19 protein-coding genes and 4 tRNA genes are annotated in these 21,747 nt (G+C 59.6%); 9 read left to right on the top strand and 14 right to left on the bottom strand.

All coding sequences use genetic code 11. The annotated features are described in order from the left end of the window. Nucleotide 1 precedes the first annotated feature (1 nt). The 4 genes from AAEZ06_RS20115 to AAEZ06_RS20100 form a co-directional block, all read right to left on the bottom strand. Nucleotides 2-74, bottom strand: a tRNA-His gene (locus AAEZ06_RS20115). Between the two features lie 85 nt (nt 75-159). After that, nucleotides 160-244, bottom strand: a tRNA-Leu gene (locus AAEZ06_RS20110). A gap of 55 nt (nt 245-299) precedes the next feature. Then, a tRNA-His gene (locus AAEZ06_RS20105) sits at nt 300-375 on the bottom strand. Between the two features lie 32 nt (nt 376-407). Next, nucleotides 408-484, bottom strand: a tRNA-Arg gene (locus AAEZ06_RS20100). A gap of 275 nt (nt 485-759) precedes the next feature. On the opposite strand from AAEZ06_RS20100, the gene folD reads away from it, so the two are divergent. Further along, nucleotides 760-1,614, top strand: a complete 855-nt coding sequence (gene folD, locus AAEZ06_RS20095; RefSeq protein WP_350615849.1) for a bifunctional methylenetetrahydrofolate dehydrogenase/methenyltetrahydrofolate cyclohydrolase FolD — start codon at nt 760-762, stop codon at nt 1,612-1,614. Nucleotides 1,615-1,821: 207 nt separating this feature from the next. After that, nucleotides 1,822-2,757: a D-alanyl-D-alanine endopeptidase gene (pbpG, locus tag AAEZ06_RS20090; protein ID WP_149414021.1), complete on the top strand. Its 936-nt coding sequence runs from the start codon at nt 1,822-1,824 to the stop codon at nt 2,755-2,757. 105 nt (nt 2,758-2,862) lie between these two features. Here pbpG and AAEZ06_RS20085 read toward each other — a convergent pair whose 3' ends face one another. Continuing rightward, entirely contained in the window at nt 2,863-3,540 is a 678-nt protein-coding gene (locus AAEZ06_RS20085) for a peptidase C39 family protein (protein ID WP_350615862.1), read from the bottom strand. A 210-nt stretch (nt 3,541-3,750) separates the two neighbouring features. Here AAEZ06_RS20085 and AAEZ06_RS20080 point away from each other — a divergent pair, with 210 nt between their 5' ends. After that, nucleotides 3,751-3,912, top strand: coding sequence for a hypothetical protein (locus AAEZ06_RS20080; protein ID WP_350615846.1), 162 nt, complete (start codon nt 3,751-3,753; stop codon nt 3,910-3,912). A 149-nt stretch (nt 3,913-4,061) separates the two neighbouring features. Here AAEZ06_RS20080 and AAEZ06_RS20075 read toward each other — a convergent pair whose 3' ends face one another. After that, nucleotides 4,062-5,345 carry a Zn-dependent hydrolase gene (locus AAEZ06_RS20075; protein ID WP_149414022.1) on the bottom strand — a complete coding sequence of 428 codons (1,284 nt, stop codon included), beginning with the start codon at nt 5,343-5,345 and terminating at the stop codon, nt 4,062-4,064. A 32-nt stretch (nt 5,346-5,377) separates the two neighbouring features. Next, nucleotides 5,378-6,862 carry an NCS1 family nucleobase:cation symporter-1 gene (locus AAEZ06_RS20070; protein WP_350615844.1) on the bottom strand — a complete coding sequence of 495 codons (1,485 nt, stop codon included), beginning with the start codon at nt 6,860-6,862 and terminating at the stop codon, nt 5,378-5,380. Nucleotides 6,863-7,464: 602 nt separating this feature from the next. On the opposite strand from AAEZ06_RS20070, the gene hydA reads away from it, so the two are divergent. The 3 genes from hydA to preA all read left to right on the top strand — a co-directional run bounded on the left by hydA (nt 7,465) and on the right by preA (nt 11,688). Then, nucleotides 7,465-8,904, top strand: coding sequence for a dihydropyrimidinase (hydA, locus tag AAEZ06_RS20065; RefSeq protein WP_350615842.1), 1,440 nt, complete (start codon nt 7,465-7,467; stop codon nt 8,902-8,904). A 141-nt stretch (nt 8,905-9,045) separates the two neighbouring features. Further along, nucleotides 9,046-10,413, top strand: coding sequence for an NAD(P)-dependent oxidoreductase (locus AAEZ06_RS20060; RefSeq protein WP_149415039.1), 1,368 nt, complete (start codon nt 9,046-9,048; stop codon nt 10,411-10,413). Then, nucleotides 10,414-11,688, top strand: a complete 1,275-nt coding sequence (gene preA, locus AAEZ06_RS20055; protein ID WP_149415040.1) for an NAD-dependent dihydropyrimidine dehydrogenase subunit PreA — start codon at nt 10,414-10,416, stop codon at nt 11,686-11,688. Nucleotides 11,689-11,769: 81 nt separating this feature from the next. On the opposite strand, the gene AAEZ06_RS20050 is transcribed toward preA, so the two are convergent. Next, entirely contained in the window at nt 11,770-12,390 is a 621-nt protein-coding gene (locus AAEZ06_RS20050; RefSeq protein ID WP_149415041.1) for a TetR/AcrR family transcriptional regulator, read from the bottom strand. Nucleotides 12,391-12,506: 116 nt separating this feature from the next. Here AAEZ06_RS20050 and copC point away from each other — a divergent pair, with 116 nt between their 5' ends. Both copC and copD read left to right on the top strand, forming a co-directional pair. Continuing rightward, complete coding sequence (gene copC / locus AAEZ06_RS20045) at nt 12,507-12,872, top strand: copper homeostasis periplasmic binding protein CopC (RefSeq protein ID WP_149415042.1); 366 nt, start codon at nt 12,507-12,509, stop codon at nt 12,870-12,872. A gap of 3 nt (nt 12,873-12,875) precedes the next feature. Next, nucleotides 12,876-13,733, top strand: coding sequence for a copper homeostasis membrane protein CopD (gene copD, locus AAEZ06_RS20040; protein WP_149415043.1), 858 nt, complete (start codon nt 12,876-12,878; stop codon nt 13,731-13,733). A 52-nt stretch (nt 13,734-13,785) separates the two neighbouring features. On the opposite strand, the gene AAEZ06_RS20035 is transcribed toward copD, so the two are convergent. From AAEZ06_RS20035 to AAEZ06_RS20015, 5 genes are all read right to left on the bottom strand, one after another. After that, nucleotides 13,786-14,931: an HlyD family secretion protein gene (locus tag AAEZ06_RS20035; RefSeq protein ID WP_149415044.1), complete on the bottom strand. Its 1,146-nt coding sequence runs from the start codon at nt 14,929-14,931 to the stop codon at nt 13,786-13,788. Next, complete coding sequence (locus tag AAEZ06_RS20030; RefSeq protein WP_149415045.1) at nt 14,928-16,586, bottom strand: MFS transporter; 1,659 nt, start codon at nt 16,584-16,586, stop codon at nt 14,928-14,930. Before AAEZ06_RS20030 ends, AAEZ06_RS20035 begins: the two co-directional genes overlap by 4 nt. A gap of 195 nt (nt 16,587-16,781) precedes the next feature. Then, on the bottom strand, nt 16,782-18,260 hold the full coding sequence (locus AAEZ06_RS20025) for a DASS family sodium-coupled anion symporter (protein ID WP_149415046.1): 1,479 nt from the start codon (nt 18,258-18,260) through the stop codon (nt 16,782-16,784). Between the two features lie 243 nt (nt 18,261-18,503). Beyond that, nucleotides 18,504-19,310 (bottom strand): sulfite exporter TauE/SafE family protein, encoded by an 807-nt coding sequence (locus tag AAEZ06_RS20020; RefSeq protein ID WP_149415047.1) that lies wholly within the window; start codon nt 19,308-19,310, stop codon nt 18,504-18,506. Between the two features lie 9 nt (nt 19,311-19,319). After that, nucleotides 19,320-19,454 (bottom strand): hypothetical protein, encoded by a 135-nt coding sequence (locus AAEZ06_RS20015; RefSeq protein ID WP_350615864.1) that lies wholly within the window; start codon nt 19,452-19,454, stop codon nt 19,320-19,322. A 189-nt stretch (nt 19,455-19,643) separates the two neighbouring features. Between AAEZ06_RS20015 and AAEZ06_RS20010 the strand changes: the two genes are divergently transcribed. Continuing rightward, nucleotides 19,644-20,507, top strand: coding sequence for an MBL fold metallo-hydrolase (locus tag AAEZ06_RS20010; RefSeq protein ID WP_350615836.1), 864 nt, complete (start codon nt 19,644-19,646; stop codon nt 20,505-20,507). Nucleotides 20,508-20,522: 15 nt separating this feature from the next. Here AAEZ06_RS20010 and AAEZ06_RS20005 read toward each other — a convergent pair whose 3' ends face one another. Continuing rightward, the gene (locus tag AAEZ06_RS20005; protein ID WP_350615834.1) at nt 20,523-21,734 is read right to left on the bottom strand and encodes a cyclic di-GMP phosphodiesterase; all 1,212 of its coding nucleotides are present in this window, start codon (nt 21,732-21,734) and stop codon (nt 20,523-20,525) included. Nucleotides 21,735-21,747: the final 13 nt, after the last annotated feature.

Below are 21,747 nucleotides of genomic sequence, written 5' to 3'. Positions count from 1 at the left end.
GGGTGGACGAAGGGGATCGAACCCTCGACAACGGGAGTCACAATCCCGTGCTCTACCAACTGAGCTACGCCCACCATTGTAGCGTGACCAAAAAATCCGACTAAAACGGATTTTTTGTTGAGCTTCACTAAAGGCACTAGACCCAAGTGAAGCTTGATTTGGTGCGGATGAAGAGACTCGAACTCTTACACCTTGCGGCGCTGGAACCTAAATCCAGTGTGTCTACCAATTCCACCACATCCGCGCTTGAAGCTCTTAAAGCAAAGGCGCCAGACTGTTAATCTGGCGCCTTTTAAATATGGGGTGGACGAAGGGGATCGAACCCTCGACAACGGGAGTCACAATCCCGTGCTCTACCAACTGAGCTACGCCCACCATATAGCGCTACTTGTGCCAAAGCTGCCTAATGGCGCACCCGGCAGGACTCGAACCTGCGACCATCCGCTTAGAAGGCGGATGCTCTATCCAGCTGAGCTACGGGCGCTTTATTAATCTGTACTCTTTGAGGATTACAAACTAAGTGCTTCCAGCCTTACAGAACAAACATTCTGCTCGACCTTCTTAACCAGTGCTAGGCTGTGCCCGACAAGTGCGACGAATAGTATAGACGCCCCCGGAACTCGTCAAATCCTTTTTAAAAAAAACTCATTTTATTTAAGGGGTTAGGGGAATTTACAGACCAAGCGCCTTTGCCCTCACGTCCTGGCGTGCGAGAATGCGTGCACTTTTCTTCCCCTTCTCGATGGTTAATCACGCGTAATGACTGCACAACTTATCGACGGCAAAACGATCGCCGCCAGCCTGCGCCAGCAGATCGCCAAACGTGTCGCTGAGCGTCGCCAGCAGGGCCTGCGCACGCCTGGCCTCGCGGTGATTCTGGTCGGCAGTGATCCCGCCTCTCAGGTTTATGTCTCGCACAAGCGTAAAGACTGTGAAGAGGTCGGCTTTATTTCCAAGGCCTATGACTTGCCTTCCGATACCACCCAGCAGGCACTCACCGACCTGATCGAGAGCCTCAACGGTGACCCGAAGATCGACGGCATCCTGCTTCAACTGCCGTTACCCAAGCATCTGGATGCGTCCAAACTGCTGGAATGTATTCGCCCGGATAAAGACGTCGACGGCTTCCATCCTTATAACGTCGGCCGCCTGGCCCAACGCATTCCGCTTCTGCGGCCCTGCACCCCGAAGGGCATCATGACCCTGCTGGAAAGCACCGGCGTCGACCTCTATGGTCTGGATGCGGTCGTAGTCGGCGCTTCCAACATTGTCGGTCGCCCGATGGCAATGGAATTGCTGCTGGCCGGTTGCACCGTGACCGTCACTCACCGTTTTACCAAGGACCTGGCCGGTCACGTCGGCCGGGCGGACCTGGTGGTGGTCGCCGCCGGCAAGCCGGGTCTGGTAAAAGGTGAATGGATCAAGCAAGGCGCCATCGTCATCGACGTCGGCATCAACCGTCAGGAAGACGGCAAGCTGGTGGGCGATGTGGTGTACGAAACCGCCCTGCCCCGTGCCGGCTGGATCACCCCGGTTCCGGGCGGCGTCGGTCCAATGACCCGTGCCTGCCTGCTGGAAAACACGCTGTATGCTGCAGAAACCCTGCACGACTAATAACCAGCCGCTCTGAAAAAGCCCTGCCTTATGGCGGGGCTTTTTATTGCCCCGAAAATAACCGCTTTTTTCTTTGTTTTTAAGGGCTTTCGTCTGGCTCTGGAAGAACATTCGACAGTTTCTGATCCATACTTCTAAAATGTAACGTCATTTTTCAGAAAGCCCGTTGCAGAACGGTATATCCCTACTTTTAGCGAGTTCATCCGCGTGAAAATTCGTATTTCTATCATCAGCCTATTTTTTGCATTTACAGGCACCTTCGCCAGCGCCAGCGAAACCACCCTCGCCCCACGCGATACCTCGCAACTGCACCTTGCCTCCGGCAGTGCCATGCTGGTGGACCTGCAGACCAACAAAGTCATCTACGCCAGTAACCCCGATGTTGTCGTGCCCATCGCCTCCGTCACTAAATTGATGACCGGGATGGTCGTGCTGGATGCCAAGCAGAACATGGATGAGTACATCTCCATCAACATCACTGACACCCCGGAAATGAAAGGTGTGTTCTCGCGGGTCAAGATCAACAGCGAAATGCCTCGTAAAGAGATGCTGCTGATCACCCTGATGTCTTCGGAAAACCGCGCCGCCGCCAGCCTTGCCCATCATTATCCGGGCGGCTACTCAGCCTTTATCGCAGCGATGAACGCCAAGGCCAAGGCCCTGGGCATGACTAGCACCCATTATGTCGAGCCCACCGGCTTGTCGATTCATAACGTCTCGACCGCCAGGGACTTGAGCAAGCTGGTACAGGCTGCGCATAAATACCCGATGCTCACGCAACTGAGCACCACCAAGGAAAAAACCGTGTCTTTCCGCAAACCCAGCTACACCCTGGGTTTCTCCAACACCGACCACCTCGTCAACCGCGCCAACTGGGACATCAAGCTGACCAAGACCGGCTTTACCAATCAGGCCGGTCACTGCCTGGTGCTGGTCACCAGCATGGGTAACCGTCCGGTGTCGCTGGTGATCCTCGATGCCTTTGGCAAACTCACCCACTTTGCCGATGCCAGCCGCATTCGCAAATGGGTAGAGACCGGCAAAAGCGGCTCAGTGCCGGACGTAGCTCTGCAATACAAGGCCGACAAGAATCTCAAAAATCGCCAAAGCGGGACAGCCCAGGTTTCCGAGGCGCACCGGTAATCAAAGCAGACCCCCTGTGGAGCAGACTTGCTCAGCGCGGTGTTCTCGGGTTCTTCGCGAGCAGGAACTAGGCGCCCCCCTCGCTCCTGCACAAGATGGTTTTTACTATTTCACCGGTTTGCCGGCCAGCACCTTCAGTGCCTGGGCTGCAGCCTGCTCCTGCCCGGCCTGGGCAAGTTCGTTGGCTGCTTTCTGCCAGCGTCCGGCATCCACGTTCGCCGGCAGCTGACTTGGCCGCTGGATCAGGATCGCCCAGTGGCCGGCGCTTTTCCAGGCGGACTCAAAGGCACTGAAGCCCATCAGCTGTCGCCGGTTCATTCCCTCCCGCAACAACACCGTACTCTTCTGCTGGTTGTAGCCGACCAGCACGGCGTAGCGTGGCCCAGCCCAGAAGGTCGATCCCTCGGTGATCCGCACCATCACCGGATACCCGGCGGCCACTTGTGCCAACAGTGCCGGCAGCTTGGCATCCAGCGGATACACCAGCATCCCGTATTCGCGCGCCAGCACCTGCATATTGTGCTCAAGGTCAGCTTCCGCGCCTGGAAGGTGCAGCGGCTTATCCAGCAAACCCGGTGTAATCACAATACCTTGTTGCGACAGCATGCTGGCCAAGGCAGCGGGACCGCTCTGATAGGCCTCACTGCGAAACACCGGCACGCCGTTGAGTTCAACACGCTCAGGCAAGCCTCGGATTTTCGAGGGTTGCCCGGCACAGGCTGCAAGTCCAAGGACACAGGCTGCCACCAGCAAGGAGGTTTTAACGTTCGGCCGTAAGCGCAACTTCTTCACTCTCTTGATCATCTGCAGGCGTGGGCCTCGATCATAGGGCGCTCTGGAACCTGGGTATAGCCTTGAGCCGCAGTAAATGGCCGGGGATAGAGCAAACAAGTTGCACGCTTCGACCATTGGTCAATAGCGTGCAACCACCCGATAGCTAGACTGTCCATGAGAAGACAGTACGTGCCCTGCACAGGGCGAAAGGAGGCACTTATGAGCCTGACAACAACGATTTTTTTCTTGGTCTGTGGCTGGCTGGCCGTCGCCGGCGCCATGCTGTGGGGCGTATTGCGCATTACCCGCCGCCGCCATCATCCGCAAACCAGGCCCGCAGCAACCAGCAAGTCGCGCAAACCCACCGCGCACCATGCCTAGGGGATCGCCCCGGCATGCAGTTGAAGTCATGGGTCTGCACCACTTCCTGACCGTGACCGTCCGTCATCAATGCCCTTTGCTTCCACCCGTTCGGCCATCAGAAGGCTGATCGTTCCCGTTCACCCCGCGTGGGAACGATCATCTGGGAGTCAGGCAGCCAGTTTTCCGCTGGCAATTGCCTGTGACGCCGCCACCATCGCCCGCAACAACACCGCACACCCCGCCGCCAGATCATCCGGCGCGGCATTTTCGATTTCGTTGTGGCTGATGCCGCCTTCGCACGGCACGAAGATCATCCCGGCCGGGCCGAGTTCGGCGACGAAGATCGCGTCGTGCCCTGCCCCGCTGACGATGTCCATGTTCGACAGGCCCAAACCATTAGCGGCATCACGCACGGCATCGACGCAGCCTTTGTCGAAGTACAGCGGCGGGAAGTCGGCGGTGGGTGTCATCTCAAACGTCAGGCCGTGTTTCTCGCAGGTGTCGTCGATCACCTTGCGTACCTGGGCAATCATTGAATCAAGCCGTGCTGGCTCCAGGTGGCGCAAGTCCAACGTCATGCGCACTTCACCGGGGATGACATTGCGTGAGCCGGGATAGGCTTGCAGGCATCCGACGGTGCCACAGGCATGGGGTTGATGGCCAAGAGCGGCAGCATTGACCGCGGCGACCACGGCGGCGGCGCCCACCAAGGCATCTTTACGCAAATGCATCGGCGTCGGGCCGGCGTGGGCTTCGACGCCGTGCAGCTTCAGATCGAACCATTTCTGGCCGAGGGCGCCGAGCACCACGCCGATGGTTTTGCGTTCATCTTCGAGAATCGGGCCTTGTTCGATATGCGCCTCGAAATAGGCGCCCACCTTATGCCCGCTGACTGGCCGCGATCCGGCATAGCCAATGGCGTTCAGCGCATCACCCACCGTCACACCGTCAGCGTCGGTTTTGGCCAGGGTATCTTCGAGAGTGAACTTCTCGGCAAACACCCCGGAACCCATCATGCACGGCGCAAAGCGCGAGCCTTCTTCGTTGGTCCACACAACGACTTCCAGTGGCGCTTCAGTTTCCACCTTGAGGTCGTTGAGCGTGCGCAACACTTCCACCCCGGCCAGCACGCCAAAGCAACCGTCGAACTTGCCGCCGGTGGGCTGGGTGTCGATATGGCTGCCGGTCATCACCGGTGGCAACGTGGGATTGCGCCCAGGGCGGCGGGCGAAAATGTTGCCGACGCCATCGATGGTCACGGTACAGCCGGCTTCCTCGCACCACTTCACAAACAGGTCGCGAGCCTGGCGATCGAGGTCGGTCAGAGCCAGGCGGCAGACGCCGCCCTTGGGCGTGGCACCGAGCTTGGCCAGTTCCATCAGGGACAGCCACAAACGGTCGCGATTGATGTGCTGATGGGTGGATTGCAGAACGTCAAGGGCAGCGTTCATGGTGATCTCCTCAGGCTATTTCTTATGGTTTATTAAGGGGCTTTGACCGCCACCGGGCTGGCCCCGCGCTTCATGCACAAGCCGTAATACAACAACCCGCCCAGCGCTGAGCCGGTGAACCAGCCATAGCTGTAGAACCAACTGAATGCATCACTGCCCAACGACAGCAACGTCAACACCACCGGCACGCCAAAGGCGATAAAGCCATACCAATTCCACGCCGGATACACGTCATCGCGGTACAACCCAGCCAGGTCCAATTGCTGTTTCTTGATGATGAAGTAGTCCACCACCATGATCCCGGCAATCGGCCCCAACAGGCTTGAGTAGCCCAGCAACCAATTGGAATAGACCGTTTCCAGGCTGACGTCGGAGACCAGCAGGCCAAGCTTTTTCAGCAGCTCATGGCCCATCAGCGCCAGCCCCACCAGGCCGGTAAGCACCACCGCCGTGGTGCGGTTGATCAACTTGGGCGCGATGTTCTGGAAGTCATTGGTGGGGGATACGATGTTCGCCGCGGTGTTGGTGGACAAGGTGGCAACGATGATCAGCAGCATGGCCACGGCCACCCACACCGGGCTCTGGATATGGCCGATCAAGGTCACCGGATCGGAGACGCTGACACCCACCAGTTTCACCGAGGCGGCGGTCATGATCACGCCGAGGGCAGCGAACAGGAACATGGTCAGCGGCAGGCCAAAAATCTGCCCGAGGATCTGGTCCTTCTGGCTTTTGGCGTAGCGGCTGAAGTCGGGAATATTCAGCGACAAGGTGGCCCAGAAACCGACCATCGCCGTCAGGCCCGCCATGAAGTAGCCGGTGAGGCTGGCGCCTTCGGGGCGCTTGGGCGCGATTGCCATCAACTCGGTCAGCGACACGTTGGGCAACGCCCACACCAGCAGGCCTATACCCACCAGCACCAACAGCGGCGCAGACAGGGTTTCCAGCCATTTGATCGACTCGGCGCCCCGCAGCACGACCCACAGGTTCAGCCCCCAGAAGATCATGAAACCGATCACCTCACCGGTGCCGCCCAACGACTTCCAACCCTCGAAAATCGAACCCAGGAACAGGTGAATCGCCAGCCCGCCAAACATCGTTTGGATACCGAACCAGCCGCACGCCACCAGGGCGCGAATCAGGCACGGCACGTTGGAGCCGATCACCCCGAAGGAGGAGCGCAGCAACACCGGAAATGGAATGCCGTACTTGGTGCCGGGAAAGGCGTTTAGCGTCAGGGGAATGAGCACCACGACGTTGGCCAGCAGGATCGCCATCAACGCCTCGCCCACCGACAACCCAAAGTAGGCGGTGAGCACACCGCCCAGGGTGTAGGTCGGCACGCAGATCGACATACCGATCCACAGCGCGGTGATGTGCCATTTGTTCCAGGTGCGTTCGTGCACCTTGGTAGGTGCCATGTCGTGGTTGTAACGGGGGCTGTCGAGGACGTCGTCGCCGGCGTCGAGTTCGTACAGGCCGTCGCGTTCGATGACTTGCGATCTGTTCTGTTGCATGGCCGCTCCACGGTTTTTTCGAATTATTTTTGCTCATCCCACGCAGGACGCGGGATGGCCGGAGTACCTCGTTGACAACATGACATCACGGACCCGGCCAACCGCCACTGCACTCAATAACCGTGCCGTAAGCCGTCACTTCGTCCGCACCGCTTATATAACTCGCTGATGTTTATCAGCTTTATTGTTTCGACCGATCAAGCCCTCGGTACTTGCAGCGTTACACAGGCCAAATAATGCGCAAGTTGCCCGAACCATCAGGACTCAATCTGGTGCAACACAATTATTTTTATTTCCCGCCCCCGTCAAGAGGCATGTCTCAAGCGTCTGATTTGCAATAAGAAATGTTGCTCATATTGGGAACCTGTCAAGTGCGTCAAAATGGTGAGAGGACGCTACATTTTGGTGATTTTTATTTATTATCCTTATAAATCAACAATTTAATAAACGTATAAGCTTATAAAAAATATTCTTGCTCATTCTAAAAACTCGGGCTAATTTCTATTCCTGTCACCGCTGACAGGAATTAACCTTCCCAGCGGCGCGATGCATTACAACACTTAGAACTGGCATAAGCCGGTCAAGCCCGTGAGGAACTCGGCATGTCTCTGTTGATCCGTGGCGCCACCGTTATTACCCATGATGAAAGTTACCGAGCCGATGTCTTGTGCCTTGAGGGTCTAATCCGCGCTATTGGCACTGATCTGGATATTCCCGCTGGCACCCAGATACTCGACGGCAGCGGCCAATACCTGATGCCCGGCGGCATCGATCCCCATACCCATATGCAACTGCCCTTCATGGGCACCGTGGCCAGTGAAGACTTTTTCAGTGGTACGGCGGCAGGCCTGGCGGGCGGAACAACATCGATCATCGACTTTGTGATTCCCAACCCCCAGCAATCCTTGATGGACGCCTTTCACCAGTGGCGTGGCTGGGCGGAAAAATCAGCGGCCGACTACGGTTTTCACGTTGCCATCACCTGGTGGAGCGAGCAGGTGCGCGAAGAAATGGCCGAGTTGGTCAGCCATCACGGCATCAACAGCTTCAAGCATTTCATGGCTTACAAGAACGCGATCATGGCCGCCGACGACACCCTGGTGGCCAGCTTCGAACGCTGCCTGGAACTGGGCGCGGTGCCGACGGTGCATGCCGAAAACGGCGAGCTGGTCTATCACTTGCAGCGCAAGTTGATGGCCCAAGGTATCACCGGTCCCGAGGCCCATCCATTGTCCCGGCCTTCGCAGGTAGAAGGCGAAGCCGCCAGCCGCGCCATTCGCATCGCTGAAACCATCGGTACGCCGTTGTACCTGGTACACGTCTCGACCAAAGAGGCACTGGACGAAATCACCTACGCCCGCAGCAAGGGCCAACCGGTCTACGGCGAAGTCCTGGCCGGGCATTTGCTGCTGGACGACAGCGTCTACCAGCACCCCGACTGGCAAACCGCCGCCGGCTACGTGATGAGCCCGCCCTTCCGCCCGCGCGGGCATCAGGAAGCGTTATGGCATGGCCTGCAATCGGGCAACCTGCACACCACCGCCACCGACCATTGCTGCTTTTGCGCCGAGCAAAAAGCCGCTGGCCGGGACGATTTCAGCAAGATCCCCAACGGCACCGCCGGTATCGAAGACCGCATGGCGCTGTTGTGGGACGAAGGGGTCAACACCGGGCGGTTGTCGATGCAGGAGTTCGTAGCGCTGACCTCCACCAACACCGCGAAAATCTTCAACCTCTACCCGCGCAAAGGTGCGATCCGTGTCGGTGCCGATGCCGACCTGGTGCTCTGGGACCCCGAAGGCACACGGACCATTTCCGCCAAGACCCACCACCAGCAGGTGGACTTCAACATCTTCGAAGGCAAGACCGTGCGCGGCGTGCCCAGCCATACCATCAGCCAGGGCAAGTTGGTCTGGGTTGATGGCGATTTAAGAGCTGAGCGCGGTGCCGGACGTTATGTCGAACGGCCGGCGTATCCGTCGGTGTTCGAGCAGTTGAGCAAGCGGGCTGAGCATTCCAGGCCAGTGACTGTAAAACGCTGAAAGCGGCCTTCGGCCTATCGCGGGCAAGCCCGGCTCCCACATTTGAAATGCATTCCCCTGTGGGGCTTGGCTTGCCTGCAATAGCGTCCGCCCAGGCAACAAAAACAATGCCCGTTAGAGGCAAACCGTGAGGCCAATACCGTGATCCAGACCCTGAACCATCTTCCACACCCCCACGAAGATGCGGCCGCCCTCGCCGCCCATTTCACCGACCTGGCGCCGCCGCTCAACGCCCGGCAAGCGCAATTGGAAGCCTCGCGCTGCCTTTACTGCTATGACGCACCGTGCGTCAACGCGTGCCCCAGCGAGATCGATATCCCGTCGTTCATTCGCAATATCCACACGGAAAACGTCCAGGGCGCGGCGCAGAAAATTCTCTCGGCCAACATCCTCGGCGGCAGTTGTGCCCGAGTGTGCCCGACGGAAATTCTCTGCCAGCAAGCCTGCGTGCGCAACAACGCCGAAGAGTGCGCCCCGGTGCTGATCGGCCTGCTGCAGCGTTATGCCGTCGACAATGCACACTTCAGCGAGCATCCGTTTCAACGTGCCGCGCCCACCGGCAAGCGCATCGCCGTGGTCGGCGCAGGGCCAGCGGGTTTGTCCTGCGCCCATCGCAGCGCCCTGCACGGCCATGACGTGGTGATTTTCGAAGCACGGGAAAAGGCTGGCGGCCTCAATGAATACGGGATCGCCAAGTACAAGCTGGTGGACGACTTCGCCCAGAAGGAACTGGACTTCCTCCTGCAAATCGGCGGCATCGAAATTCGCCACGGCCAGCGCTTGGGCGACAACCTGACCTTGAGTGAATTGCACCAGCAATTCGACGCGGTGTTCCTCGGCCTGGGTCTTGCCGCCAGTAAACAATTGGGCCTACCTCACGAAGATGCGCCAGGCCTGGTCGCCGCCACCGACTATATCCGTGAACTGCGCCAGGCCGATGACCTCAGCCTACTGCCCTTGGCCGACCGCTGCATCGTCCTTGGCGCCGGCAACACCGCCATCGACATGGCCGTGCAAATGGCCCGCCTCGGCGCCCGCGACGTCAATCTGGTGTACCGCCGTGGCTTGAGCGAAATGGGCGCCACCGGCCATGAGCAAGACATCGCCAAGGCCAATCAGGTGCGCCTGCTGACGTGGGCCCAACCGGAGGAAATTTTGTTGGATGATCAGGGCCATGTGCGCGGCATGCGCTTTGCTCGCACACGCATGGAAAATGGTCGCCTGCAGCCTACAGGCGAAACCTTCGAACTGGCCGCCGACGCCATCTTCAAGGCTATCGGCCAAGGTTTCGACGACGAGGCTCTGCACGATCCACTGGCCCACCAACTGCAACGCCAGGGCGACCGCATCTTCGTCGACGAACAGCTGCGCACCAGCATCCCCGGCGTGTATGCCGGCGGTGACTGCGTCAGCCTCGGCCAGGACCTTACCGTCCAGGCCGTCCAGCACGGCAAGTTGGCCGCCGAGGCCATGCACGCCCAACTCATGCTCAACGTGGAGGCTGCGTAAATGGCCGATCTCTCGATTGTCTTCGCCGGTATCAAAGCCCCCAATCCATTCTGGCTGGCCTCCGCGCCGCCCACCGACAAGGCCTACAACGTGGTCCGCGCCTTCGAAGCCGGCTGGGGTGGCGTGGTCTGGAAAACCCTTGGTGAGGACCCGGCGGCGGTCAACGTCTCGTCCCGTTACTCGGCGCACTATGGCGCCAACCGAGAAGTGCTGGGCATCAACAACATTGAGCTGATCACCGACCGTTCCCTGGAGATCAATCTGCGGGAAATCACCCAGGTGAAAAAAGACTGGCCGGATCGCGCCCTGATCGTGTCGTTGATGGTGCCGTGCGTCGAAGAGTCCTGGAAACACATCCTGCCCCTGGTGGAAGCCACCGGCTGCGACGGCATCGAGCTGAACTTCGGCTGCCCCCACGGCATGCCGGAACGGGGTATGGGCGCGGCGGTGGGCCAGGTACCGGAGTACGTGGAAAAGGTGACGCGCTGGTGCAAGACCTATTGCTCGCTGCCGGTGATCGTCAAGCTCACACCCAACATCACGGACATCCGCATCGCTGCCCGTGCGGCTTATCGCGGTGGTGCCGATGCGGTGTCGCTGATCAACACCATCAACTCCATCACCAGCGTCGACCTGGAACGCATGGTCGCCTTGCCGATGGTCGGCACCCAAAGCACCCACGGCGGCTACTGCGGTTCAGCGGTCAAGCCGATAGCCCTGAACATGGTCGCAGAAATCGCCCGCGACCCGCAGACCCAGGGCTTGCCCATCTGCGGGATTGGCGGCATTGGCAATTGGCGCGATGCGGCGGAGTTCGTCGCCATGGGCTGCGGCGCAGTGCAAGTGTGCACAGCAGCGATGCTCCATGGTTTTCGGATCGTCGAAGAAATGAAGGATGGGCTGTCGCGGTGGATGGACAGCCAGGGTTACGCCAATTTGCAGGAATTTTCCGGGCGGGCGGTGGGCAATACCACCGACTGGAAGTACCTGGACATCAACTATCAGGTGATTGCCAAGATTGATCAGGCAGCGTGTATTGGTTGTGGGCGCTGCCATATCGCTTGCGAAGACACCTCACACCAGGCCATTGCCAGCCTCAAAATGGCGGATGGGACGCATAAATACGAAGTGATTGATGATGAGTGCGTGGGTTGCAATTTGTGCCAGATCACCTGCCCGGTGGCCGATTGCATTGAGATGGTACCGGTAGATACGGGCAAGCCATTTCTCAACTGGACGCAAGACCCAAGGAATCCCTATCGGGAGTCGGTGTAATAACCTGACCTTCATCGGTGCCTGATAGACACCGTTATCGCGGGCTTGCCCGCGATGAGGCCGGCGCTAATACCACAAGGCTCAAGGCTCCAACCCAATCCCCCGTAAAATCACACTGGTCACCGTCTGCACCGCCCTTTCAAACTGCATGTCCGACAGCGGCGCGTGGTCGTTCAAAATCATCACCTGATGATCAAAGTCAGCATAGTGTTGGGTCGACGCCCAGATCATGTACAGCAGGCTCGACGGCTCCACCGGCAAGATGCGTTTGTCTTCCACCCATTGGCGAATTTTCGCCTCCTTCATCTTGGCCCAGTCGTACAGGCTGGCGTCCAGCGCCTCACCGAGGGTCGGGGCACCGTGGATGATTTCGTTGGCCCAGACTTTCGAGCCATAGGGGCGACTGCGCGAATGCTGCATCTTGGCGCGGATGTAACTGCTGAGCACTACGCGGGGGTCATCGAACATCTCAAAGCACAGCGCGTCCTGCTTCCACACTTCCAGCAGGTCAAACAGCACCGCGCTGTACAGCTCACTTTTGGTGCTGAAGTAGTAATGCAGATTGGAGCGTGGCAGTTGCACTTCTTCGGCGATATCGGCCATGGCGGTGCTGCCATAGCCCTTTTCGGCGAAGACCTTTTCAGCCGCCAGCAGAATCTTTTCGACGTTAACACGACGAATACCGATCTTGTGATTGCCCATAAGGGCTCCCTGACAACAACATGTCCCAGAGACTACCATCCGCTCTAGATCGGGGCGACAGGCCAAGCCGAAACTTCGTACACTGCTGCTCCTTTCCAGTTGATGGGTATTGAACAATGTTGATCAAGAAAACCCTCACCACCGTGGCCCTGCTCGCGTCCTTGCTGGGTGCCTCGGCGGCATTTGCCCACGCGCACCTAAAAAGCGCTACACCCGCAGCCGACAGCACTGTCGCCGCGCCGAAGGACGTGCGACTGACCTTTAGCGAAGGCATCGAAGCCACCTTCACCAACGTCTCGCTGAGCAAGGACGGCACCGAAGTGGCGGTCAAGGGCCTGGAAACCCCGGACGCCGACAAGAAAGTCCTGGTGGTGACACCCGCTGCCCCCTTGGCCGCCGGCACCTACAAGGTCGAGTGGCACGCTGTGTCGGTCGACACCCACAAAAGCGAAGGCCGCTACAGCTTCAAGGTCGGCCAATAATCCATGGCTACGCTGCTGGTTCTGTGCCGTTTCCTGCATTTCATCGTCGTGCTGTTGATGTTCGGGGCCTGTGCATTCAGGCCCTGGCTGCTGGGCGCGAAACCGCAGCCGGTGCTGGACCGACAACTGACACGCATCACCCGTCTGCTGGCCTGGCTGGCCCTGGTTTCCGGGGTCGCCTGGCTATTGCTGATCACCGCCAGCATCGCGGGCTCCTGGCCAGCGGCGCTAGAGCTGTCGACCGTGCAGTTGGTATTGGGCAAAACCTTCTTCGGTCAGGTCTGGGCCTGGCACCTGCTGCTGAATGTTTTGCTGGCACTCAGTTTCATGATGCCCTGGACCGCCCTGCGCCTGCCGTTGAGCGCGCTGCTGCTGGCAACCCTGGCGCCGGTAGGCCATGGCGCCATGCTCGACGGTATCAGTGGGCAATTGTTGATCCTTAATCAAGTGGTGCATTTGGTCTGTGTCAGCGCCTGGCTCGGCGGTTTACTGATGCTGGTGTTGATCCTCAGGCAATCTGCACACCCTCCACTGGAGCCAATCCTCAGACGCTTCAGCGGTGTTGGTTATGGCATGGTGGCGGGCTTGCTGGTGACCGGTTTGATCAATGTTCGCGTCCTCACCGGGCAGTTCTGGCCGACGCCGCTGTTCACCGGCTTTGCCTTGATTCTGTTGGTCAAAGTGCTGCTGGTGGCCGCAATGCTGGGGCTGGCGCTACTGAACCGACTGCGCATAAACAACTGCGAGCAGCGGCTGGGCACGCTGAAAGCCAGCGTGCTACTGGAATGGCTACTGGGTGTGGCGGCCGTTGCGGCGGTTTCCCTGCTCGGCACCCTGCCCCCCATGGTCATGGCCGGATGAAACGGTGCTGCTTGTCGACGCCGCGGTGGGTTAACCAACATTTCTTCGCAGCTTAGGGAGGTGTGTTCTGGAGCCTTCCCGCCGTATCAATACTCACCACCACCGACAACCCCGGCCGCAAGCGCTCGCTCTGCTCCTGATCCGGGTCGACGGTAATCCTCACCGGCACCCGCTGGGCGATCTTGACGAAGTTGCCCGTGGCATTGTCCGCCTGCAACAAGCTGAACTCAGAACCGGTGGCCGGGGAAATACGCTGCACCGTGCCGTGAAATTTGCGGTGGTTCAGGGCATCAACGGTAAAGGTCACCGGCTGGCCCACTTGCACATTGTCCATTTGGGTTTCTTTCATATTGGCAATCACCCACAACTGGTTCGGCACCAGGGCCATCAACTGCGCGCCGGAGTTAACGTAAGCACCGAGGCGCACGCCAATCGGCCCCAGTTGCCCGTCGCGCGGGGCAACCACGCGGGTGTTGGACAGGTCGATGCGCGCCAGCTCCACCGCCGCATCGGCACTGGCCACGGCGGCCTCCAATGAACCGCGATTAACGATCACCGTCTGCAAGTCCTGGCGGGCGATTTCCAGGCTGGCCTGGGCCTGGGCCACGGCAGCGATGGTTTGCGCGCTGGCGGCGCGGGTCACGTCCAGCTCGCGTTTGGACACTGAGCCGTCGCTGATCAACTCTTCATTGCGGCGCAGGTCGGCGGTGCTTTTGCGGGCCTGGGCCTGGCTGTCGACCAAGGCGGCTTGCCGCAACTTGATGGTCGCCTCGGCGCTGTTGCGTTGCTGCACCACATTGGCCAGAGACGCCTGTTGCACCGCCAATTGCGCCAGGGCCTGGTCCAGGCGCTGCTTGTAGATGCGGTCGTCCAGGCGCACCAGCAAATCCCCGGCCTTGACGAACTGGAAGTCCTGCACCGGCACTTCATACACATAACCGCTGAGCTGCGGCCCGATGATCGTCACCTGGCCACGCACCAGGGCGTTTTCGGTGGTCTCCACGGCGCTGCTGAACGGCGGCAACTGCCAGGCATAGAGCACGATCAACACCCCGACGATGGCAATCGCGGCAAAGCCCAGGGACGAGATGATCCGCACCCACAATGAACGTGGTTCGGTGGCCGCAATACTGGGCGGGGCGCTGTCTTGCGGGGTGGAAGCGATTGCGTTGGTAGTCGTAGTCGTCGGTTCGGTCATGAAGAAAGTGCACCGCTAGGTTGAACGGGAGGCGCTGCACTTACGGCAGCTTTGGTGGTACTCATCAGCCACAGGCTGTGGATAAAAATCCAGATCATGGTCAGTACCGCGATCACCGCAATCAGCATGAACACGTCGTTATAAGCCATGACATTGGCTTCACGGGTGGCCGCCGTGGCCAGACTGCGAATGCCCATCAGGTTGCGCAGTTCCGGATCGGCGAACACCGAACCGTAAGCCGAGCCGCCGCTCTGCACCCGTGCGGCCACCCGAGGGTCCATCAAGGTCAGGTGCTCGACAATCATGCTGGAGTGAAACTTCTCCCGCACGATCTGAAAGGTGCCGAGCAACGCTGCGCCAATCAGCCCGCCAAGGTTCTGGCAAATCCCGAATAGCACCGAGAAACTCACCAGGTTGCTGGGGTTAGTCAACACGTTGCGCACGCCCAGGACCATGGTCGGGCCAAGAAAGAACGTGCCGCCGAAGCCTAACAGGAACTGGCTGATGTACATGTTCTGCGGTCGGGTCAGGTTGCTGGAGAAACTGTCGATCACTGATCCGGTGGCCATCAGCGCCAGGGAAATGACCAGCGGCATCAGCAAATGGGCCGGGTTGATGGTCAGCGCGCTGGTGGCTAAACCGGCAATCGCCCCCACCAGCATCACCAGATACAGGGTGCGCATCTGCTCGCTGCCCATGTTCAGCGCCTGCAAAAGGCCCACGGCGCCGGTGGACTGCTCCGAGAGCACCATGCGGATAAGGATCACCGCCAACGCCAGGCGAATCATTACCCCGCTGCCCAGCCAGCGGGTCATCAGCATCGGGTTGGCGCGGTTATGCTCGATAGCCAGGCCGGCCATGATCAACACCAGCGAACAGGCCGATGCGATGCCGATCCACGGTGCTTCCAGCCACCAGTCAATCCTGCCCAGGGACAGCACCGCACACAGCAACGCCACGCCGGTAGACAGCAGGGCGAAGGTGAGGAAGTCGAGTTTCTCAAAGGTCTTGAGGCGATCACCCTGCGGCAATTTGAGCAGGAACACGCAGCCCAGGCAGGTCAGCGCCATGCCCAGTTCAAACAGGTACAGCCCGCGCCATTCGGCGATTTGCAGCAAGTCTTCGGAGAACAGCCGAGCCAATGGCAAGGCCAATTGCGAGGTGCCCAAGCCCAGCACCAGGGCCTTGAGCCGCCACTTTGCCGGAAACGCCTGGATCATATAGTACAAGCCCAGGGAACTGAGCGCCGCACCGACCATGCCGTGGGCCGCCCGCACGGCAATGGCGGAGCTTAAGTCGTTGACGAACAAGTGGCCGAAGGTCACCAGCGCATACAGCACCAGGAACACCTCGGTAAACGCCCGCAGGCCAAACTGCTGGCGAAACTTCACCAGCAGCAGGTTCATCGAGACGTTGGTCATCACATAGGCGGCGGGCAGCCAGGCCATTTCGGCGGTGGTCGCACCCAATGCGCCTTGTAGGTAAGTCAGGTTGGCGATTACCAGGGAGTTGCCCAGGCCGCCAGTGATTGCCACCAATAGGCCGACCAGGGCATAAGCCCAGCGTTTGCGGGTGGAGTGCAACGGCGTAGACGGCGAACCCGGTAGGGCCGGACGCTCGTGGGGCTGCCAGGTGCGCGGGGTGTACTTATCCATTCGGTGACCTTGATGACCGTGCCGCAACGCGCCGCACGGTAAAAACCTCTGCAAAGGGACTCGTAAACCTGAGCAGGGTTCATCTTGCCATGAAGGCAGGTCAACCTTGTAGCATTCTCATTCTGCGTGGCTGACCTCAACGGTCAGGCATTACTGCCTGTTCTGCGCGACAGCCATGGCAACGCTCCTTGTGCTTCAGATCCAGCCCAGCCAACGCCACCATGTGGCGGCGAACACCAGCATCAACAGGTAACCGATCAAGGTCACCAGCAACCCAACCTTGGCAAACTGCCGGGCGGTAAAGGTCCCGGTGCCCAGGCACACCATATTCTGCGGTGCGTTGATCGGCAGGATGAAGCCATAGCTGACGACGAATCCCAGTAGCATGGTCATGCCCAACCGGTTGATATCTCCCGGCAGGGTTTGCAACACCGCAATCAGGATCGGCAACAACGCCGAAGTCAGCGCCGTGGCACTGGCAAACCCCAGGTGGATCACGATCAAGAACGCCCCAAGAATGGCAAACACCCCCAGCGGTCCCAGTTGATCAAGCCCGGTATGCCCTACCACCTGCGCGCCCAACCATTGCCCGGCATGGGTAGTCAGCAGCGCCGTACCGAGGCTGATGCCCACGCCAAACACAATCACCGTGCCCCACGGGATGCGCGGCTGCACATCTTTCCAGGTCATCACCCCGATTCCCGGCAGCAGCAAAAACACCAGCCCGACGTAGGTGGTCGAGGTGGTATCAAAACTGTGTAGCCGCCCTTCCGTGGCCCAGGCCAGCAACAGCAGCACCGACACCGTCAGCAGACGTTTTTGCGGGCCGGTCATAGGCCCGATGTCCGCCAGGGACTGCGCCACCGCTTCCTTGCCGCCGGGAATGCTGTCGCTTTCCGGTGGCAGCAGTTTCAACACCAGGAACAGCAGCACCGCCGACATGATCACGGCCCACGGCGCACCGGCGATCAACCAGTCGATCCACGACACCCGCTGGCCGAGCATCTTGTCCATGAAACCGACGGTCAGCAGGTTTTGCGCGGCTGCGGTTTGGATGCCGACGTTCCAGATGCTGGTGCCCTGGGCGACGACGATCATGATCCCGGCGGCGATGTTGGAACGCTTGTCGACACCAAAGGCGGCGATCACGCCCATCATGATCGGCACCACACAGGCGCTGCGGGCGGTGGCGCTGGGCACCACCAGGCTGAGCAGGATGGTCACGGCAATCGCCCCCACCAGAATCCCTCGGGTGCTGGTGCCGACGCGGGTCAAGGTCACCAGGGCGATGCGCCGATCCAGACCGGTGTGGGTCATGGCAGCGGCGATAAACAGCGCGCCGGCCACCAGGGCCAGGGCCGGGTTGGAAAAGCCGGTCAGGGCCATGCCGATGGCCGAGCTGGAGCCGATCAGGTGAGTGGGGTCCTGCATCGACGGCGCGGTGCCCAGCAGAAAAGCCATGAGCGAGGTGATCATGATCGCACTGGCCTCGTAGGACACCGCTTCGCTGATCCACACCACCACCGCAAACACGAGGATCGCCAGCATCCGATGCCCGGCCACCGGCAAGTCGGCAGGCAGCGGCAACAGCAGCACGCCGACCATCACCAGCACGGCGATGACCAGGCCCATGGGCAGCTTGTATGAGACTGCAGGTGTTACAGGGGCGCCCATGGCGATCTCCATCAGCCAAAATATTCTGGCCAGGAGCATGAGGCAAAGCGTCGTAACATGCCTTGACGGGTATCAAAGGGAAACCGATTGCCCGAGGGGGCGCAGTTAAGAATGTGTGTGCTGGTTTGCCTGCGATCGTAGTGGATCAGCAATTCCTGGCGACTGATATACCGTGGGCCCTCAAGTTTCTCGCCAGCACGAGCTAGGCCAGGTCACCCTCGCTCCTGCAGTGAATGTGCGGTGTTAGATGAAGGCTCTGGACAGCATGCCGACGGCAACCAAAAAGCATAGGCTGGCGAAACCCACTTGCAGGGTTCTGGCCTGAATCAGCGAACAAAGGCGCCGCCCCACAATCATCCCGACGATGCTGGAGACGATAAACACCCAGCCCACGGAGTCGATGGTGACACCGGCATGAAACGCGCCGACCACGCCGATCAGGGAAATCAGGCTGATCACCATCAACGACGTGGCGACAATGCCGCGCATCTGCACATCGGTCAGTTGCTTGAATGCCGGCACAATCAGAAACCCGCCGCCAACACCGAGCAAACCCGACACGGCACCGGTCACCGCGCCCAAGGCTGCCAGGGTGGCGGTACACTTGGCGGTCCAGGAGAAGCGCCCGGTCTGTTGATTGAGCATGCAGTTCTTCTGGCCCCAGGAAGCGGCGCCATGGTCACTGGGCCCCGCCTCGACCTTCTCGCGCCGCAACATGCGCCAGGCCACCAGCACCATCAGCGCGCTGAACAGGCCCATCAGAATTTTGTCCGACAGTTGATGGGCCAGGAACACCCCCAGCGGCGAAAACAGCGCCCCCAGCAAGGCGATCAGCAGCGCCGCGCGGTAGCGCACCAGGCCATGGCGCAAACCATCTATGGCCCCGACAGCGGCAGCCGCGCCCACGGCGAACAACGATACGGGCGCTGCTTGGGTCATGGTCAAGCCAAGCCCCAGCACCAGGGCCGGAACGCCGATAATTCCACCGCCGGCGCCGGTCAAGCCCATCACCAACCCCATGATCACGCCAAAAAAACTTGCCAGTAGCATAGGGTTCTCTCAATCCACCTTGGCCATACGGGTCAGCCATTCGCGGCCCTTGAGCAGGCTGGCCAGCAGGCCGATACCCGCGGAACCGCCGCCGATGACAACGATATCGCCACTGATGGTCGGTCCCCAGTGTTGGTCGTTCATGGTTTTTGGCCTTTTTTAGTCAATGCACGCAAGGGTCGTTGCCGTATGGCATCACGCCCTGCTGTTTGCCACCACGATGCCATCCTTTGCCTCGAGTCCTTTAATTCACTTAAGCTCGCAAGGTTATGTGGAAAACACCATGAATGTAAGCCGCGATTTCCCGGCCCCCAGCCACTCAGGACGACCGTTATGTCAGCGTTGATTCAATCCTTTCTGGACGAGGCATCGTCGACCTACACCTATGTCGTCTATGAACAAGACGGTGGCCAGTGCGCCATCGTCGACTCGGTGCTCAACTATGACCCAGCCTCGGGGCGCACCGGCACGGCCCAGGCCGACCAGGTGATTGCCTTCGTGGGCGAGCACCGCTTGCAGGTGCAATGGCTGCTGGAGACCCACGCCCACGCCGATCACCTGTCCGCCGCACCCTATCTGCGCCGGCAACTGGGGGGCAAGATCGCCATCGGCAAGTCCATCACCAAGGTACAGGGCGTATTCAAGAACCTGTTCAACCTGGAACCGGAGTTCCGTGTCGACGGTTCGCAATTCGATCATCTGTTCGCCCCGGATGAGGTGTTCCACATTGGCAACCTCAAGGCCCGTGCCCTGCATGTGCCAGGGCATACGCCGGCGGACATGGCCTACCTGATCGACGATCAATTGATCCTGGTGGGCGACACGCTGTTCATGCCCGATGTCGGCACGGCGCGCTGTGACTTTCCCGGCGGCGACGCACGCCAGCTCTACGCCTCGATGCGCAAGTTGCTGGCCTTCGCGCCGCAAACGCGTCTATATGTCTGCCACGACTACCCGCCCGAAGGCAGGGCCGCCAAATGCCTGACGACGATTGCCGAGCAGCGGGCCGGGAATATTCATGTGCATGACGGGGTGGATGAGGCGGCGTTTGTGACAATGCGTACCCAGCGTGATGCGGGCCTGGGTATGCCGACGCTGTTGCTGCCGGCGATTCAGGTCAATGTGCGGGCGGGAAATATGCCGCCAGCGGAGGAGAATGGGGTGGTGTATTTGAAGATCCCGTTGAATCAGCTTTAAGGCGACGCATAAGGCCTAGCCAAAATAGGATGTCTTAGGCTGGGCGAGCCCCGACCACAACTCGTCGACATGCTTGAATCCCCACTCCTCAGCGGACTCCCGGCCGATGATCTTGTCGCGCTGTTCGGCCAGATTCACCACCGCCTGAACAATCGGCAAGCGAGAGCGCGCCGAAAAAAACACGTTGACCACCGGCGTGAGCAAGGACTTGGGGTTTTGCTCTATTACCACGCCAATACGACCACTCTCCAGGCGGACCAGAGCACCAACGGGGTAGATCCCCACACACCGAACAAACGCCTGGAACACCCTCTCGTCAAAATGGCCTTTCCACTCAGCCATTTTCTGAATCGCGTCGGCCGGCCCCCAGCCGCGCTTGTAGGGACGCTCTGAAGTGATCGCATCGTAGACATCACACACAGCGCCCATCTGCGCAAACAGGCTGATCTGATCCTGGACGAGGCCGTGGGGATAGCCGCTGCCGTTGCATTTCTCGTGGTGATGCAGACAGACATCCAGCACCAATGCACTGATATGCGGGCAGTTGCGCAACATTTTCGCGCCCTCCACCGGGTGACTGCGCATGATGTCGAACTCCGCCTCAGTCAGCGCCCCAGCCTTGTTCAAAATGCCCTCCGGGATGGCCATTTTCCCGACATCATGGAACAAGCCCGCCAGGCCCGCCTCCTGGACCAGCTCAGGCGAGAGGCTCAATTGCCGGGCCAGCGCGATCATCAATCCACTGACGGCAACCGAATGCATGTAGGTGTATTCATCAGACTTTTTCAAACGGGCCAGGCTAATCAATGCATGGGGATGGCGTAGCACCGACTGGGATATTTCCTCGACCAGGCTGGCCACTCGGGTTAACTCAACCGCCCTGCCCATGCGCAAATCACTGAACATCTCGATGACCGCGCCTTTGGCGACAGCGCACACCTTGACCGCGCGCGCCACCTCAGCCTTCATTTCCATATGGGGGGAAGCCACCGGGCGTTTCAAGGCAGGTGGTTTATGTACGGCCTGTAGGCCCTGCGGTTTCAGGTCGCAACCTTTCTCGGTGTCAATCCAGACACCCTGGACCTTTGATGCCAACAAGCGCTGCAAATCTTCGTTGCGGTTGAGCAAAAAACTGCTCTTCCAAAAAGCATGATCGATCCATGAACCATCAAGCTTATGGATGTGCATACCCAGAGTCACCTGCGACGCAGGAATGCATTTCAACATACGTCAAACCCCA

Origin of the sequence: Pseudomonas sp. HY7a-MNA-CIBAN-0227, from assembly GCF_040310325.1 — a bacterium.
Taxonomy (GTDB): Bacteria; Pseudomonadota; Gammaproteobacteria; order Pseudomonadales; family Pseudomonadaceae; genus Aquipseudomonas.
Note: the sequence above shows the minus strand (reverse complement) of the source record. Positions and strands in the feature narration are given on the sequence as shown.

Bases quoted from the DNA above. Each gene is read 5' to 3' on its own strand.
- AAEZ06_RS20075 (WP_149414022.1), bottom strand. From the start codon at position 5,345: ATGAACGCTGCCCTTGACGTTCTGCAATCCACCCATCAGCACATCAAT.
- AAEZ06_RS20020 (WP_149415047.1), bottom strand. From the start codon at position 19,310: ATGCTACTGGCAAGTTTTTTTGGCGTGATCATGGGGTTGGTGATGGGC.
- AAEZ06_RS20070 (WP_350615844.1), bottom strand. From the start codon at position 6,862: ATGCAACAGAACAGATCGCAAGTCATCGAACGCGACGGCCTGTACGAA.
- AAEZ06_RS20035 (WP_149415044.1), bottom strand. From the start codon at position 14,931: ATGACCGAACCGACGACTACGACTACCAACGCAATCGCTTCCACCCCG.
- AAEZ06_RS20050 (WP_149415041.1), bottom strand. From the start codon at position 12,390: ATGGGCAATCACAAGATCGGTATTCGTCGTGTTAACGTCGAAAAGATT.
- AAEZ06_RS20010 (WP_350615836.1), top strand. From the start codon at position 19,644: ATGTCAGCGTTGATTCAATCCTTTCTGGACGAGGCATCGTCGACCTAC.
- folD (WP_350615849.1), top strand. From the start codon at position 760: ATGACTGCACAACTTATCGACGGCAAAACGATCGCCGCCAGCCTGCGC.
- AAEZ06_RS20025 (WP_149415046.1), bottom strand. From the start codon at position 18,260: ATGGGCGCCCCTGTAACACCTGCAGTCTCATACAAGCTGCCCATGGGC.
- copD (WP_149415043.1), top strand. From the start codon at position 12,876: ATGGCTACGCTGCTGGTTCTGTGCCGTTTCCTGCATTTCATCGTCGTG.
- AAEZ06_RS20030 (WP_149415045.1), bottom strand. From the start codon at position 16,586: ATGGATAAGTACACCCCGCGCACCTGGCAGCCCCACGAGCGTCCGGCC.
- preA (WP_149415040.1), top strand. From the start codon at position 10,414: ATGGCCGATCTCTCGATTGTCTTCGCCGGTATCAAAGCCCCCAATCCA.
- hydA (WP_350615842.1), top strand. From the start codon at position 7,465: ATGTCTCTGTTGATCCGTGGCGCCACCGTTATTACCCATGATGAAAGT.
- AAEZ06_RS20005 (WP_350615834.1), bottom strand. From the start codon at position 21,734: ATGTTGAAATGCATTCCTGCGTCGCAGGTGACTCTGGGTATGCACATC.
- AAEZ06_RS20080 (WP_350615846.1), top strand. From the start codon at position 3,751: ATGAGCCTGACAACAACGATTTTTTTCTTGGTCTGTGGCTGGCTGGCC.
- copC (WP_149415042.1), top strand. From the start codon at position 12,507: ATGTTGATCAAGAAAACCCTCACCACCGTGGCCCTGCTCGCGTCCTTG.
- AAEZ06_RS20015 (WP_350615864.1), bottom strand. From the start codon at position 19,454: ATGAACGACCAACACTGGGGACCGACCATCAGTGGCGATATCGTTGTC.